The following is a 14,238-nucleotide window of genomic DNA, read 5'->3' as shown; positions in this document are numbered from 1 at the left end:
TCCCCGGGTGACGGATTCCCAGGCGCACGACGAAGCGCACGGCAACGGGCTCGGCACGCGGCTGAACTGGCTGCGAGCCGCGGTCCTCGGTGCCAACGACGGCGTGGTCTCCACGGCCGGCCTGGTTGTCGGCGTTGCGGGCGCCACCGGCGACCGCGGCACCCTGCTCACCGCGGGCCTGGCTGGCCTGCTGGCCGGATCCATGTCGATGGCGGCGGGCGAGTACGTATCGGTCTCCACCCAGCGCGATTCGGAGAAGGCCGCGCTGGCGACGGAGAAGCGGGAGCTGGCGGAGACGCCCGAGGCCGAACTCATCGAACTCACCGGCCTGTTGGAGGGCAAGGGATTGAGCCGGGAGGTCGCCCGCGAGGCCGCCCTCCAGCTCACCGAACGCGATGCGCTGCGCGCCCACGCGGAGGTCGAGCTGGGCATCGACCCGGACGAGCTGACGAACCCGTGGCACGCGGCGGGCGCGAGCTGCCTGGCGTTCACGGCGGGCGCGCTGCTGCCCCTGCTGGCCATCGTGCTGCCCCCGTCGTCGCTGCGGCTCCCCGTGACCGTGCTCTCGGTACTGGCGGCGCTGGCCCTGACCGGCTGGTGGAGCGCCCGGCTGGGGGCGGCGGCACCGGCACCTGCGGTCCTGCGGAACATGGGCGGGGGAGCGGCGGCGATGGCGGTCACCTATGCGGTGGGGCAGTTGCTGGGGGCGGTGGGGGTCTAGGAGTGGCGCACGATGCGCTCGGGCGGGAAGTGTTCGATGCCGCTGGCCCGGGTGCCGTGCGAGAGCGTGATGGTCAGCTCGGTGCGGCCGCTCAGCGGGGCCAGGTCCACGGGGCCGGAGTGCGCGGCGAGTTCGAGCGACGTGAGGCCGGTCAGTTCGCGCAGCGGCGCCAGTCCGTCCTGTACCTCGCACTGGAAGAGGCAGAGCGTACGCAGCTCGGTGAGCGGTGCCAGCGGCCGGAGGTCGAGCGGCGACAGTTGATTCAGAGTGAGGGACTCCAGCCCGCCGAGCGGGGCCATGTCCGCCAGCTGCCGCACATGCGTGTGGCCGCTCAGGGTCAGTTGGCGCAGGGCCGGCCAGCGTTCGAGCCCGTTCAGGCTCATGTACCTGGTCTGCTGGGACAGGGTCAGGCTGGTGAGCCGGTGGAGTACGGGGAGTTCGCCGATGCTCTCGATGAGGAACGGATGGCCGAGCGTGAGATGCCGAAGGTCGGGCATGTCCCCGATCGGCCCCGGGTCCAGCAGTGGGTGCAGTTCGATCAGAAAGAGCCATTCGAGACCCGGCCGGGCCAGTGGTGCGAGATCCTCGGCCCACGGGCACAGACTGAGGCCGAGCCCGCGCAGCCGGGGCATGGCCGCGATGCGGCTCAGATCGTCGAGGTCCCGGTTGTGGTAGACGAAGAGCCGTTCCACGTCCGGCCGTGACGTCACCTGCGGGAAGTCCTCGTGGTCACCCTGGAGATGCACCCACCGGGCGCGCGGGATGTGGCGCAGCGCGGCCAGCTGGTCGCTGGTGCGGACGTAGGCGTATCTGTCGTCGTCCCAGGCATGGCCCGCCAGGATCTCGCGCGCGTACGGCTCCGCGTCGAAGGAGCTCCAGGCTTCGGAAAGGGCCAGCACGACCTGGCGCCGCTCGTCGTCCCTGAAGCGGGAGACGACTTCGTAGGCCGCGTCCCCCTTGATCTTCGCCGCCGTACGTACGATCGCGGCTGCTTCGCCCTCGTTCACCTCATCCGGGCCCGGCAGGAGGCCCAGCACCAGCTCGCCGACCTTCGCGAGCGCATCGGTGTCCTCTTCGGTGAGCGGCGGCAGCAGGTCCTCGGTGCGGTCCTCCACCCGCTGTCGAATCTCCGGGTCCAGCTCCGGAGCATGCTCCAGGCTCGCCGCGGCCAGCAGCACCAGCCGGTGCTCGTGGACGCGCTCCTGGTCCGCGCGGAGCAGCAACTTCCCCAGCAGCACCGCCCGTTCGTCCACCCGCGCATGCCCCACCGCCATCTGGACCACGTCGTCCCACCCGTCGTCGTGCGCGTTGCGCACCAGCACTCCGAAGTCCCGCGCCTCCACCGCGGCCTTGGCGCCCAGGTAGTCCAGGAACGTCCGGTGTACGAAGTCCACGGCGCCCGGCGCCGGTTCGCGCAGCAGTCCGCTCCTGATCAGCAGATGCGAGAACACCTGCTGCGCCGTGCCCCGCACCTGCGGCATCGCCCGCAGCCACTGCGTCACCATCGCGACAGCCTCGTCGCGGCCCGTCTCCACCTGCCCGTTACGGATCAGCCAGTACGCCAGTCGCTGGAGCAGCGCGGTCTGTTCCTCGCGGGTCAGGTCGACGCCCTCCACACCCGCTATCTCGCGCTCGGTGTCGCGGCGTACGAGCAGCATGTCCAGTGCCGCGTCGTACAACTCCTTGCGGGCACGCGGAAGTTGCATCCGCCGGTCCCGGTTCAACGCGCACAGCAGCGCGCACATCAGCGGGTTGGTCGCCAGCCGGCCCAGGTCCCGGCGCACCCCGACCGTCCGCCGCAGCGAGTCCTCGTACGTGTCGAGCAGCGCCCGCTCGTCGTCGGACAGGCACTCCGCCCTCGCCGCCTCGTGCCAGTGCCCGATGAACGCGCGGATGTCGTCCCGCTCCATCGGCAGCAGTGAGTGCGCGACGAAGTCCTGCTGTCCCAGCCATCCGTCCGGGACGGCGGACGGCCGGGTCGTGACCACGTAGCGGGCCTGGGGGTAGGCCGCGATCAGGTCCTTGAGCCAGCGCTCGGTACGGTTGCGCAGCCGCGTCGGGACCTCGTCCACCCCGTCGACCAGGACCAGCGCCCGGCCCTCGGTCAGCAGCCGGTCCGCCCACCCGGCGGGCGCCGCGCCGTGCAGCGGGACCCCGGTCGCGCGCAGGAAGTCGTCCGGGGCGGGCAGGTTCTCGTACGAGGTGAAGGCGCGCAGCCGCAGGACGAACGGCACACAGCGGTTCCAGTCCATCAGCTCGGCGGCGAACGTGCGGCGTGCGGCATTCAGCGCCAGCCACTGCACCAGCGTGCTCTTGCCGGAACCCGCCGGGCCGCGCAGCAGCAGCCGGTTGGACTCCATGATGGCCTGCTCGGCCCGGACCGTCACCCGGTCCGGTGCGGACAGCTCCCACCACTGCGGACCGGAGTCATGGGAACTCACCGTCAGACTGATGTAGGCCGTCTGAAGCGGCCACTCGCCCGCCGAGCGGCCCAGCGTCAGCCCGAACAGTCCCATCCGGCTGTTCGTCGCGGCCACGAACTGCGCGTACCGCTGCTCGAAGGCCGGCGCCGCCGCGTCCGGGTGCGGCCCCACCCGGGCCCGTACATCCTCCACCAGCTCCCGCGTCCGCCCCGCCGCACGGACCTGTTCCACCGCGGCCCGCGCCGCGAACGACGGCTGGGCGGTCAGCTGCTCCACGGCATGCGCACAGCACCGGCCGAGCAGTTCCTCGTACAGCTCGACCGCACGCTCCGAGAGGCCCGCGGCGGGCGCCGACAGCTCGGCGCGCAGCCGCTCGGGGTCAAGGTCCACGGCGAACAACCGCTCCGCCGTCAACTCCCCCGCCGCCGCGAAGGTGTCCCGTACCGCCTCCACGGCGGCCAGCCGCTCGTGCTCGGGCATCCCGGCGTACGACAGGGCCAGCCGCCCGCCGAGCACCTTCGCCAGGCGGTCCGGTTTCGCCGGGCGGGGGAGCGGGCGCACCGGGTCCGGCACCAGGCCCGCGCCGGGTTTCGGTGTCACCAGCGACTTGGCGACCGTACCGATCACCGTCGTGGCCAGCCGGACCATAGCAACTTCCAGACCCTGCACGGCAGTTCCTCCCCCACGGAAGCTCCAGTACCCGGGATCGTACGACGCCCGCATTGGCGGAAGTCACCAAAGACTGCTGACACCGCGTCTCGCATACTTGTTGGTAACAACGTCTAGTCCCCGGCCGACCTGCGGCCCTACGGTGCTCGCATGCCGCCGAACCTGCCCGATGTCGTGCTCTGGTCCATACCGGCCTTCGTCCTGCTCACTGTCCTCGAAATGGCCCTCCACCACTTCCATCCCGATGACGAAGCCGCCGGATACGAGGCCAAGGACGCCGCCACCAGCATCACCATGGGGCTCGGCAGCCTGGTCTTCGACCTGCTGTGGAAGGTGCCCGTCGTCGCCATCTACACCGCGGTCTACGAACTCACCCCGCTGCGCGTCCCCGTGCTGTGGTGGACCGTCCTGCTGATGCTGCTCGCGCAGGACTTCTTCTACTACTGGTCCCACCGCGGCCACCACGTCATCCGGATCCTGTGGGCCTGCCATGTCGTCCACCACTCCAGCCGGAAGTTCAACCTCTCCACCGCGCTGCGCCAGCCCTGGACGTCGCTGACCGTCTGGCCGTTCTATGTGCCGCTCATCGCCTGCGGTGTCCATCCGGCCGCGCTCGCCTTCTGTTCGTCGGCGAACCTCGTCTACCAGTTCTGGGTGCACACCGAGCGCATCGACAAGCTCCCCAGGCCCTTCGAGTACGTACTGAACACGCCCTCCCACCACCGGGTGCACCACGCCTCGCAGGGCGGCTATCTGGACCGGAACTTCGGCGGCATCCTGATCCTTTGGGACCGGCTCTTCGGATCGTTCACCGCCGAGACGCAGCGGCCCGTATACGGACTCACCAAGAACATCGACACCTTCAACCCGCTCCGGGTCGCCACCCATGAGTACGCCGCCATCGCCCGTGACGTACGGGCGGCGGGCAGCTGGAGCGAGCGGGCCGGCCGGATCTTCCGTAAGCCGGGCTGGCAGCCGGACACGGCGGCCGCCCATGAGGCCCTGCCCGCCCGGGAGCGCACCGGATGAGCGCCGCCGACGCCGTCTGGGACCGGCCGGAACGTCTCGTACGCCCGCTGCTCATCGCCTTCCTCGCCGCATGCGCGGTCGACCTCGTCGGCGTGCTCGCCGGCATCCCGGTCGCCCATCTCGTCGCCAAGCCCATGCTGATGCCGCTGCTGGCCGGGTACGCCGCAGCCCGGCGCGGCCCCCGGCCGCTCATCGCGGCGCTGCTGTTCGGCTGGGGCGGCGACACGCTCCTGCTGTTTGACGCCGATGCCGCCTTCCTCATCGGGATGGGCTCCTTCGCCGCGGGTCACGTCTGCTATCTGTGGCTCTTCGGACGGGCCCGCAGCCCGCTGTCCGCCGGGGTCGTGTACGCGGCCGTCCTGATCACCTTCGTCGCGCTGCTCTGGAGCGGGCTCCCGGCGGACCTGCGGATACCGTTGACCGGCTACAGCCTGCTGCTCACGGCTATGGCGTACCGTGCGGGCACCCTCGGCCGGTACGCGGCCGTCGGCGGGGCGCTCTTCCTGCTCTCCGACGCGCTGATCGCCACCGGCATCGCCGACTGGCCCCAGCTGCCCGCCCCCGACTTCTGGGTCATGCTCACCTATGTCGCGGCGCAGTTCCTGCTGACCGTCGGAGCGCTCGCGCCCGGTACCGGACGGATCGGTGTCACAGCCGGGGCGTACCGTGAAGGGAGTATCAATATCTGAGATCAGCAAGGATCCCCACGCATGCGCGCCACCGTCATCCAGGCCCCCCACGACATACGTGTGCAGGAAGTGCCGGACCCGTCGATCCAGCGGCCCACCGATGTGGTGCTGCGGGTCCTGCGGGCCTGTATCTGCGGCAGCGACCTGTGGGCGTACCGCGGCGAGGCCGCCCGGCAGCCCGGCCAGCGCATCGGGCACGAGTTCCTCGGGATCGTCGAGGAGGCGGGTTCCGAGGTGGCCGGCTTCGCCGTCGGCGACCTCGTCGTCGCGCCCTTCGTCTGGTCCGACGGCACCTGCGCGTACTGCGCCGAGGGCCTGACCACCTCCTGCGCACAGGGCGGTTTCTGGGGCTCGGTCGGCTCCGACGGCGGGCAGGGCGAGGCCGTGCGCGTCCCGTTCGCCGACGGCACGCTGGTCAAGCTCCCCGCCGCCGCAGCCTTCGACGACCACCTGCTCACCGCGCTCCTCGCCCTGTCCGACGTGCTCGGCACCGGCCACCACGCCGCCGTCGGCGCGGGCGTGAAGCCCGGCACCACGGTCGCCGTCGTCGGCGACGGAGCGGTCGGACTGTGCGGCGTCATGGCCGCCAAGCGGCTCGGCGCCGAGCGGATCATCGCGCTCGGCCGCCACCAGGTGCGCACCGACATCGCCCGCGCCTTCGGCGCCACGGACGTCGTCGCCGAGCGTGGCGAGGCGGCCGTCGAAGTCGTACGGGAACTGCTCGGCGGCGAGGGCGCACACGCCGTGATCGAGGCCGTCGGCACCGAGCAGTCGATGCGCACCGCCGTCGGGATCACCCGCGACGGCGGCTCCATCGGCTACGTCGGTGTGCCGCACGGCAGCGGCACCGGCCTGGACCTCGGCGTCATGTTCGACCGGAACATCGCCCTGCGCGGCGGCGTCGCCCCCGTGCGCACCTACATTCCGGAGCTGCTCCCCGACGTGCTGTCCGGCGCGATCGACCCGTCGCCCGTCTTCGACCTGACCGTCGGCCTCGACGACGTCCCCGCCGGTTACAAGGCGATGGACGAGCGCACGGCGCTGAAGGTGCTCATCAAGCCGTGAGCCAGGCGGTCGCGTCCGCCCCCAGCGGGCCGGGCGGGCGCGACCAGTTCGCGGGGGATCCGTCGAAGGAGACCGGCGGCAGGGCGTGACGCAGCCGGCCCAGCGGACTGTCCGTCTCCGTGAGCCACTTCTCCGGGTCGTACGACCCCACGGCCCCGGCTTCGGCCTCCCGCCGGGCGGGCAGCTCGTCGAGCAGCCAGGCCGCGGTACGGGCCAGCGAGAGCGTGGCCAGCCGGGAGCCGCCCTCCTCGTGCTGCTCGGTCAGCGCGCGCAGCACGGCGGCGGCCAGCAGATAACCCGTGCCGTGGTCGAGCGCCTGGGCGGGCAGCGCACCGGGCGGGTTCTCAGGTCCGGCCGTGGCCTCGGCCGAGGCGATGCCGGTGGCCACCTGCACCAGACTGTCGAAGCCGCGCCGCTCGGCCCACGGACCGTGCCCCCAGGCCGAGAGCCGCCCGATCACCAGCCCCGGCCTGCGCGCGGCCAGGGACTGCGGTGTCAGGCCGAACCGCTCGACCGCACCGGGCCGATAGCCGATGACGACCACGTCCGCCCCGGCCAGCAGCTCGTCGAACGCGGCCCTGCCGGGGCGCCCGGCGAGATCCAGGTCCACCGACCGCTTCCCGAATCCGGTGTCGCCGTGCGCGTCCGGGCTCTCCGGGAGCTGCGGGGCGTCGATCCGCAGGACGTCCGCGCCGAGCAGCGCGAGCGTACGGGTGGCGACGGGCCCCGCGATGACCCGGGTGAGGTCCAGCACCCGCAACCCGGCTGCGGGCAGCAGCGGTTCACCGGCGAGCGCCGCCGTCCGGCGGTCCGGTGCGCCGTCGAGGCGTTCCCCGGCCACCAGCGGCGTGCCCGCGACCGCGGCGCCCCGGGGGTCGGCCGCCCACTCCCCGGGCGTACGGGCGACGACGGCCAGGCCGCCCGCCGCGTACACCGACTGCTCGATCTCCGATCCGCGCCGCCCGGCGAACGAGGCGGCGACGGCGTCCACGGCGATGTCGTCCGGCACGTCCGCGGGCAACTCCAGCGCGGCGAGCAACCGGGCCCGGTGGTGCGGGTAGTTGGCGTGCGTACGGACCCAGCCGTCCGCCGTGCGCCAGAACCGGGACAGCGGGGCGAAGTTGGTCGGTGCACGCCCGTCGATCCGCAGATGGCGCTCGCTCGTGAACGCTGTGGCCACCGCGCCGTCGTCGACCCGGACCCGCGGGACGGGGCGCCCGGTGCGGCGGGCGGCCAGCTCGGCCGCGGCCAGCGAGCAGACCGCGACGGCGGAACGGGCCAGCTCCATGACGGGCAGCCGGGCGGGCAGCAGACCCTCGGGGCCGCCCGTCCCGATGTGCGCGAGAAGCGCGGGATCACCGCCGAGCGCCGCCCAGGCCTGCTCCGTGCCGGACCTTGGTGCATGAGTCATTCCCGCACTATGGCACTGAGTGCCACCCCTCGGAAAGAGGAGCGGGGGCGACCCGGAAAGAGACGGCGGGAGGGGCCGGCCGACGACTCCGGACCCTCCCGCCGCGCCGCAGTCCCTACCAGCGGACCGCGTTCAGCGCGTTCACCACACCGGCCCCGTAGAAGCCGTTGCGGTACTTGCCGCCCTCGCAGACGGCGTCGACCGTGCCGTCACCGTTGATGTCGTACGGTGCGCCGCACGCGGTGGCGTCGGCCTCGGCCGTCAGGAGCGCCTTCACCACGGCCGCCGAGGCGTGCGGGTGCGTCGACTTGATCAGGGCCACGACACCCGCGACATGCGGGGAGGCCATCGAAGTACCGGCCTTGTAGCCGTAGTTGCCGCCCGGCAGCGTGGACAGGATCAGACCGCTCGTGGCGGGCGGTGCGGGCGTCTGGTAGACCGTCGAGTCGCCGCCCGGGGCCGCCACGTCGATGACGCCGTTCCCGTAGTTCGAGTACGAGGCCTTCAGGCCCTTGGCGCCGGTCGCGGAGACCGTCACCACGCCCGGCAGCATCGTCGGGATGTCGAAGCACTCGCGCGGGTTGATCGTCCGGGTGACCGGGGTGGTGTCGTTCGGGCTGGTCGTGTCCACGAGCTCGTCGGCGGCCAGGTCCTCGGCCGAGTTGCCGGCCGCTGCGACATTGACCGTGCCCTTGTGCTCCGCGTACCGCGTGGCACGGGTGACGGCCTCGACCAGGGCGCCCTGGTCCGGGTCGTTCTTGCAGTTGTACAGCCAGGGGTCGGTGTAGTAGCTGTTGTTGGTGACATCGACGCCGTGCTCGGCGGCCCAGATGAAGCCGCAGACGACCGCCTCGGTGTAGAAGAACCCGCTCGGGGTCGACACCTTGATGCCGGCGACCTTCACACCCGGCGCGACCCCGGTCACGCCGATGCCGTTCTTCGCGGCGGCGATGGTGCCCGCGACATGCGTGCCGTGGTCGCTCTCACCGGTCTTCGGACGCCAGGAGCCGTCCGTCGTGTCCGGCGCCCCGGTCACACAGTTCGCCGAGGCCCCGCGGTCGAAGTTCGGCGCCAGGTCCGGGTGCGTGTCATCCACACCCGTGTCGATGACCGCGACCGTGACCTTCTTGCTGCCCAGCGACTTCTTGTGCGCCTGGTCCGCCTTGATGGCGGGCAGGTCCCACTGCAGCGGCTCCAGCGGATCCTGGTCCGCCGTCGCCTGCGCGGACGCGGCCCCGGCCTGCTCCGCGGTGAGCGGCTGCTCGACCCCGATGTCCTTGGTGGCCTGCGGAACGATGGGGTTGGTGCGGGTGGCACCCGCCGAATCGACACCCCGCACCCGGCGGATCGACTTCGCGAAGTCCGGGTTCTGCGAGTGGACGACGATGACGCCGATCTGCTCATAGGCGATCACCACCGTGCCGCCGGCCTTGGCTATCGCCTTCTTCACCTGCTTGACGGTGCCGTGACCGCCTCGCGTGTTGACCACGTACGACAACTTCGGGCCGTCCGTCGACACCGCCGCCGTGGGCTGCGCGTCCACCGGTGCGGCAGAGGCGGTCCCCGTCGGCAGGAAGCCGAGCGAGGCCGTGAGTGCCAATCCGACGGGCAGCGTCATTGCGCGCGTCCGTCTGGATCCCAGATGAGCCATGGGGTCTCCACATCATCCGTGCCGGTCGACCGGACACGGGGTGTGCCCAGTCGCGTACATGACGAGTGAAGTTATCGCTGATCATCCCTGCTCATCAATGAGTTCCGGGTATGTGTTCGGCCGGACGGCCGGGAAAAGGCGAGTTCGAGAAGTACGGGAACGCGGTGAACCGCTTCGCCGCGCTCTCCGTGCCGTTGTCAGGGGTAGGCGCACCTACCTTTCTGACATCGAGGTTCCCCCGTGAGTTCCACCGTCCCCAACACCACCGCACCCGCGTCGCGAGGAGATTCCGTGGCTACCGATGCACCGCCGCCCGAGGCCATTTCGCAGACCAGTCCTGCCGCGCCCACGACCGAGGCGTTCATCGCGACGCAGGAGAGCGGTGAGTTCGGCGAACTGCGCCACGCCTACCGCTCGTTCGCCTTCCCGCTGACCATCGCCTTCGTCCTCTGGTACCTGCTGTACGTGCTGCTGTCCAACTACGCGGGCGGCTTCATGGGCACCAAGGTGTACAGCAACATCAACGTGGCCTTCGTCTTCGGCCTCGCCCAGTTCGCCACCACCTTCCTCATCGCCTGGTTGTACTCGCGCCACGCGGCCGCGAAGCTCGACCCGAAGGCCGAGGCCATCAAGTCCCGTATGGAGGCCGACGCATGAGCGCCGTGTACCACTCGCACTCCGCCGTCCAGCTGGCCGCCTCCTCGACCACCGAGCACCGGCCGCTGATCATCACGCTCTTCGCCGTGTTCGTCGCCGCGACCCTGGGCATCACCGTCTGGGCCGGACGCCAGACCAAGAGCGCCTCCGACTTCTACGCGGGCGGCCGCCAGTTCACCGCGTTCCAGAACGGACTCGCGGTCTCCGGCGACTACATGTCCGCGGCCTCGTTCCTCGGGATCGCCGGGGCCATCGCCCTCTTCGGCTACGACGGCTTCCTGTACTCCATCGGCTTCCTCGTCGCCTGGCTGGTGGCCCTGCTGCTGGTCGCCGAACCGCTGCGCAACTCGGGCCGCTACACGATGGGCGACGTCCTCGCCTACCGGATGCGCCAGCGCCCGGTCCGTACCGCCTCCGGCGTCTCCACCATCGTCGTCTCGATCTTCTACCTGCTGGCGCAGATGGCGGGCGCGGGCGTCCTGGTCTCCCTGCTGCTCGGCATCACCAGCGACGCGGGCAAGATCCTCATCGTCGCGCTGGTCGGCGTACTGATGATCGTGTACGTCACCATCGGCGGCATGAAGGGCACCACCTGGGTCCAGATGGTCAAGGCCGTGCTGCTCATCGCCGGTGCCCTTCTGATGACCTTCCTGGTGCTGCTGAAGTTCGACTTCAACATCTCCGACCTGCTGGGCACGGCCGCCGAGAAGAGCGGCCACGGCGCGGCGTTCCTGGAGCCCGGCCTCAAGTACGGCGCCACCGGCACCTCGAAGCTGGACTTCCTCTCCCTGGGTATCGCACTGGTCCTCGGCACCGCCGGCCTGCCGCACATCCTGATCCGCTTCTACACGGTGCCGACCGCCAAGGCTGCCCGTAAGTCGGTCAACTGGGCCATCGGCATCATCGGCGCCTTCTACCTCATGACGATCGCGCTCGGCTTCGGCGCCGCGGCCCTGATCGGCCCGGACGAGATCAGGGCGAAGAACCCGGCAGGCAACGCGGCCGCCCCGCAGCTCGCCGAGTACCTCGGCGGGGTCGGTTCCACCGGCGGCGCCGTGCTGCTCGCGGTGATCTCGGCGGTCGCCTTCGCCACCATCCTCGCCGTCGTCGCGGGGCTCACCCTCGCCTCCTCGTCGTCCTTCGCGCACGACATCTACGCCAACGTCATCCGCAAGGGGAAGGCCACCGAGAAGGAGGAGATGCGGGCCGCCCGCTGGGCCACCGTCCTCATCGGCGCGGTCGCGATCGTCCTGGGAGCCTTCGCCCGCGACATGAACGTCGCCGGGCTGGTGGCGCTCGCCTTCGCCGTCGCCGCCTCCGCCAACCTGCCGACGATCCTCTACAGCCTCTTCTGGAAGCGGTTCACCACCCAGGGCGCGCTGTGGTCCATCTACGGCGGTCTGGCCAGCTCGGTGTTCCTGGTGCTGTTCTCGCCGGTCGTATCCGGCAACCCGAAGACGTCGATGTTCAAGGGCGTCGACTTCGCGTGGTTCCCGCTGGAGAACCCGGGCCTGATCTCCATCCCGCTGGGCTTCCTGCTCGGCTGGATCGGCTCCCTCCTCTCGAAGGAGGAGCCCGACAAGGGCAAGTACGCCGAGCTGGAGGTCAAGTCCCTCACGGGCGTCGGGGCGCACTGACACGACACCCCGGTCCGTGGCCGCGTCGTAGGACCCTACGACGCGGCCACGCCGCTCCTCGTGCCAAACGGGCCCCTCCGATGTCACAGGTCTCGCGTAGTCTCGAACAAGTCAGCCGGAATCAGCCGGAGGACTCGGCCGCACGACTCGGGCGGACGAGCCGGATCCGCAGCCGGGAAGTTGCTGAGGGAGGGGAGGGGGCCCACATGCTCATCGACACCTACGACCGGGTCGCCACGGACCTGCGTGTCTCGCTGACCGACCGGTGCAATCTGCGGTGTACGTACTGCATGCCGGAAGAGGGCCTGCAGTGGCTGGGCAAGCCCGATCTGCTCAGTGACGACGAGATCGTCCGGCTGGTCCACATCGCCGTCACCCGGCTCGGCATCACCGAGGTCCGCTTCACCGGCGGTGAACCCCTGCTGCGCCCCGGGCTCGTCTCCATCGTCGAGCGGTGCGCGGCCCTGAGCCCGCGCCCCAGGATGTCGCTCACCACCAACGGCATCGGACTGAAGCGCACGGCAGCCGCGCTCAAGGCCGCCGGTCTGGACCGGGTCAATGTCTCGCTGGACACCCTGCGCGCCGACGTCTTCAAGACACTCACCCGCCGCGACCGCCACCACGACGTGCTGGCCGGCCTCGAAGCCGCCCGCGACGCCGGTCTCACCCCGGTCAAGGTCAACACCGTCCTGATGCCCGGACTCAACGACGACGAGGCCCCCGACCTCCTCGCCTGGGCCGTCGAGCACCGTTACGAGCTCCGCTTCATCGAGCAGATGCCGCTCGACGCGCAGCACGGCTGGAAGCGCGACGGCATGATTACCGCAGGCGACATCCTCCAGTCGCTGCGCACCCGCTTCACCCTCACCGAGGAGGGCGACGGCGAGCGCGGCTCCGCCCCCGCCGAGCGCTGGCTCGTCGACGGCGGACCCCACCGCGTCGGTGTCATCGCCTCCGTCACGCGCCCCTTCTGCCGGGCCTGCGACCGGACCAGGCTCACCGCCGACGGCCAGGTGCGCACCTGCCTGTTCGCCCGCGAGGAGACCGATCTGCGCGGCGCCCTGCGCTCGGACGCGCCGGACGAGGAGATCGCCCGGATCTGGCGGCTCGCGATGTGGGGAAAGAAGGCCGGATCCGGACTGGACGACCCGTCCTTCCTGCAGCCCGACCGTCCGATGTCGGCGATCGGCGGTTAGCTCCGGCGTCCCTTCGCCCCCGGTGCGCGGGACTCCCACTCCGCCAGCGTCACGACATCCTTGAGGAAACCTCGCACGCCGAGGAACGAGGAGAGATGCTCCCGGTGTTCCTCGCAGGCCAGCCAGGTCTTACGACGCTCCGGGGTGTGCAGTTTCGGGTTGTTCCAGGCGAGTACCCATACGGCGTCGGCCCGGCAGCCCTTGGCGGAACAGATGGGTGCGGCGGCAGCGTTCTCGGCCGCGGATTCAGGGGAGTTCACGGACTCAACCCTAGGTCAGCGCTCATTGCGGTCTCACGGGCCGGTCTCACGGACCGGCCTTCGGGCCGACCGCCGGTCGCATCCCCTGCCGGAGAAAAAGCGACGCCGAGCAGCCACGGGGGGAGCTGCCCGGCGTCGGTCTGTCGCTCCGACGGGGGATGCGGAGCGCCTACGAAGTATGTCACGCGGACCGGGGTGCGGTGCACCGTAACTTCATGATTGATCTGAGGTTTTCTTGAGCCTTGGGTGCGGTGCGGCCCGAACTGTGCTTATGCCGATCCGCTCATGCTGATTCCCCGCCGCGCCCGGCCGCGTCGGCCTCCGGACCGGCTTCCGCGGCACCGGCCACGGGCGTGGCGTCGAGCATGGGCCGCATCGGCGCGGGGACGAAGGTCGAGGGGAGCGAAGGGGTGTTCTCCCGGCCCGCGTTGGCGATGACGACGGCCACGTACGGGAGCAGGACACCGAGTGCCAGCGCCACCATCGCGACGTACCGCTCGACGTTCCACAGCACGGCAGCCAGGATCACCGAGACAGTCCGTACGGACATAGAGATCACATAGCGCCGCTGTCTGCCGCGCACATCGTCCGCGAGCCCCTGACGGGCCCCCGTGATCCGGAAGACCTCGGCACCGCTCCGCTTCCGCATCACGTCTCCACCACCCTTACCCCGGCGCCGCGCGGGCCGGGGGGACCTCATTCCCGCGCCGGCCGCTCCCCGGACCGGACCGCATCCACGGTACGCCCGGCGTCGGCCGGCCACGAGACCGGGGCGCGCCGTGTTCGCGCGCACGGGCGGTGGCGCCGCACGTACGGACGCGTCCGACATG

General features: G+C 71.0%; 12 protein-coding genes. 7 read left to right on the top strand and 5 right to left on the bottom strand.

The window, feature by feature from the left end; genetic code table 11:
- Positions 1 to 7 precede the first annotated feature (7 nt).
- Positions 8 to 721, top strand: coding sequence for a VIT1/CCC1 transporter family protein (locus tag OG507_RS08885; RefSeq protein ID WP_327366604.1), 714 nt, complete (start codon positions 8 to 10; stop codon positions 719 to 721).
- Here the strand turns inward: OG507_RS08885 and OG507_RS08880 are convergent.
- Entirely contained in the window at positions 718 to 3,813 is a 3,096-nt protein-coding gene (locus OG507_RS08880; RefSeq protein WP_327366603.1) for an NACHT domain-containing protein, read from the bottom strand. The two genes, OG507_RS08885 and OG507_RS08880, sit on opposite strands and share 4 nt — an antisense overlap.
- A 150-nt stretch (positions 3,814 to 3,963) precedes the next feature.
- Here OG507_RS08880 and OG507_RS08875 point away from each other — a divergent pair, with 150 nt between their 5' ends.
- Genes OG507_RS08875 through OG507_RS08865 form a run of 3 tightly spaced genes read left to right on the top strand, consistent with a single transcriptional unit; the run spans position 3,964 to position 6,596 of the window.
- Positions 3,964 to 4,842, top strand: a complete 879-nt coding sequence (locus OG507_RS08875; protein ID WP_327366602.1) for a sterol desaturase family protein — start codon at positions 3,964 to 3,966, stop codon at positions 4,840 to 4,842.
- Entirely contained in the window at positions 4,839 to 5,531 is a 693-nt protein-coding gene (locus OG507_RS08870; protein WP_327366601.1) for a lysoplasmalogenase, read from the top strand. Before OG507_RS08875 ends, OG507_RS08870 begins: the two co-directional genes overlap by 4 nt.
- Before the next feature lie 21 nt (positions 5,532 to 5,552).
- Positions 5,553 to 6,596: a zinc-dependent alcohol dehydrogenase family protein gene (locus tag OG507_RS08865; protein WP_327366600.1), complete on the top strand. Its 1,044-nt coding sequence runs from the start codon at positions 5,553 to 5,555 to the stop codon at positions 6,594 to 6,596.
- On the opposite strand, the gene OG507_RS08860 is transcribed toward OG507_RS08865, so the two are convergent.
- Positions 6,586 to 8,007: a CoA transferase gene (locus tag OG507_RS08860; RefSeq protein WP_327366599.1), complete on the bottom strand. Its 1,422-nt coding sequence runs from the start codon at positions 8,005 to 8,007 to the stop codon at positions 6,586 to 6,588. The genes OG507_RS08865 and OG507_RS08860 overlap by 11 nt on opposite strands.
- 115 nt (positions 8,008 to 8,122) lie before the next feature.
- A complete protein-coding gene (locus OG507_RS08855) occupies positions 8,123 to 9,658 on the bottom strand; it encodes a S8 family peptidase (protein ID WP_327366598.1) in 1,536 nt (511 codons plus the stop codon).
- A gap of 291 nt (positions 9,659 to 9,949) precedes the next feature.
- On the opposite strand from OG507_RS08855, the gene OG507_RS08850 reads away from it, so the two are divergent.
- The 3 genes from OG507_RS08850 to moaA all read left to right on the top strand — a co-directional run bounded on the left by OG507_RS08850 (position 9,950) and on the right by moaA (position 13,148).
- Positions 9,950 to 10,315: a DUF485 domain-containing protein gene (locus OG507_RS08850; protein WP_327366597.1), complete on the top strand. Its 366-nt coding sequence runs from the start codon at positions 9,950 to 9,952 to the stop codon at positions 10,313 to 10,315.
- The gene (locus OG507_RS08845) at positions 10,312 to 11,952 is read left to right on the top strand and encodes a solute symporter family protein (protein ID WP_327366596.1); all 1,641 of its coding nucleotides are present in this window, start codon (positions 10,312 to 10,314) and stop codon (positions 11,950 to 11,952) included. Before OG507_RS08850 ends, OG507_RS08845 begins: the two co-directional genes overlap by 4 nt.
- Before the next feature lie 206 nt (positions 11,953 to 12,158).
- Positions 12,159 to 13,148, top strand: coding sequence for a GTP 3',8-cyclase MoaA (gene moaA / locus OG507_RS08840; protein WP_327366595.1), 990 nt, complete (start codon positions 12,159 to 12,161; stop codon positions 13,146 to 13,148).
- Here moaA and OG507_RS08835 read toward each other — a convergent pair.
- Together OG507_RS08835 and OG507_RS08830 are read right to left on the bottom strand one after the other, a co-directional pair.
- Complete coding sequence (locus OG507_RS08835; RefSeq protein WP_327366594.1) at positions 13,145 to 13,408, bottom strand: hypothetical protein; 264 nt, start codon at positions 13,406 to 13,408, stop codon at positions 13,145 to 13,147. The genes moaA and OG507_RS08835 overlap by 4 nt on opposite strands.
- A 283-nt stretch (positions 13,409 to 13,691) precedes the next feature.
- The gene (locus OG507_RS08830) at positions 13,692 to 14,057 is read right to left on the bottom strand and encodes a DUF3099 domain-containing protein (RefSeq protein WP_327366593.1); all 366 of its coding nucleotides are present in this window, start codon (positions 14,055 to 14,057) and stop codon (positions 13,692 to 13,694) included.
- Positions 14,058 to 14,238: the final 181 nt, after the last annotated feature.

It is taken from the genome of Streptomyces sp. NBC_01217, assembly GCF_035994185.1.
Lineage (GTDB): Bacteria > Actinomycetota > Actinomycetes > Streptomycetales > Streptomycetaceae > Streptomyces.
This window is presented reverse-complemented; position numbering and strand designations above follow the sequence as displayed.

What these genes read in the sequence shown, in the direction of transcription:
- OG507_RS08865 (WP_327366600.1), top strand. Translation starts at nt 5,553, where the DNA reads ATGCGCGCCACCGTCATCCAGGCCCCCCACGACATACGTGTGCAGGAA.
- moaA (WP_327366595.1), top strand. Translation starts at nt 12,159, where the DNA reads ATGCTCATCGACACCTACGACCGGGTCGCCACGGACCTGCGTGTCTCG.
- OG507_RS08830 (WP_327366593.1), bottom strand. Translation starts at nt 14,057, where the DNA reads ATGCGGAAGCGGAGCGGTGCCGAGGTCTTCCGGATCACGGGGGCCCGT.
- OG507_RS08870 (WP_327366601.1), top strand. Translation starts at nt 4,839, where the DNA reads ATGAGCGCCGCCGACGCCGTCTGGGACCGGCCGGAACGTCTCGTACGC.
- OG507_RS08855 (WP_327366598.1), bottom strand. Translation starts at nt 9,658, where the DNA reads ATGGCTCATCTGGGATCCAGACGGACGCGCGCAATGACGCTGCCCGTC.
- OG507_RS08875 (WP_327366602.1), top strand. Translation starts at nt 3,964, where the DNA reads ATGCCGCCGAACCTGCCCGATGTCGTGCTCTGGTCCATACCGGCCTTC.
- OG507_RS08845 (WP_327366596.1), top strand. Translation starts at nt 10,312, where the DNA reads ATGAGCGCCGTGTACCACTCGCACTCCGCCGTCCAGCTGGCCGCCTCC.
- OG507_RS08860 (WP_327366599.1), bottom strand. Translation starts at nt 8,007, where the DNA reads ATGACTCATGCACCAAGGTCCGGCACGGAGCAGGCCTGGGCGGCGCTC.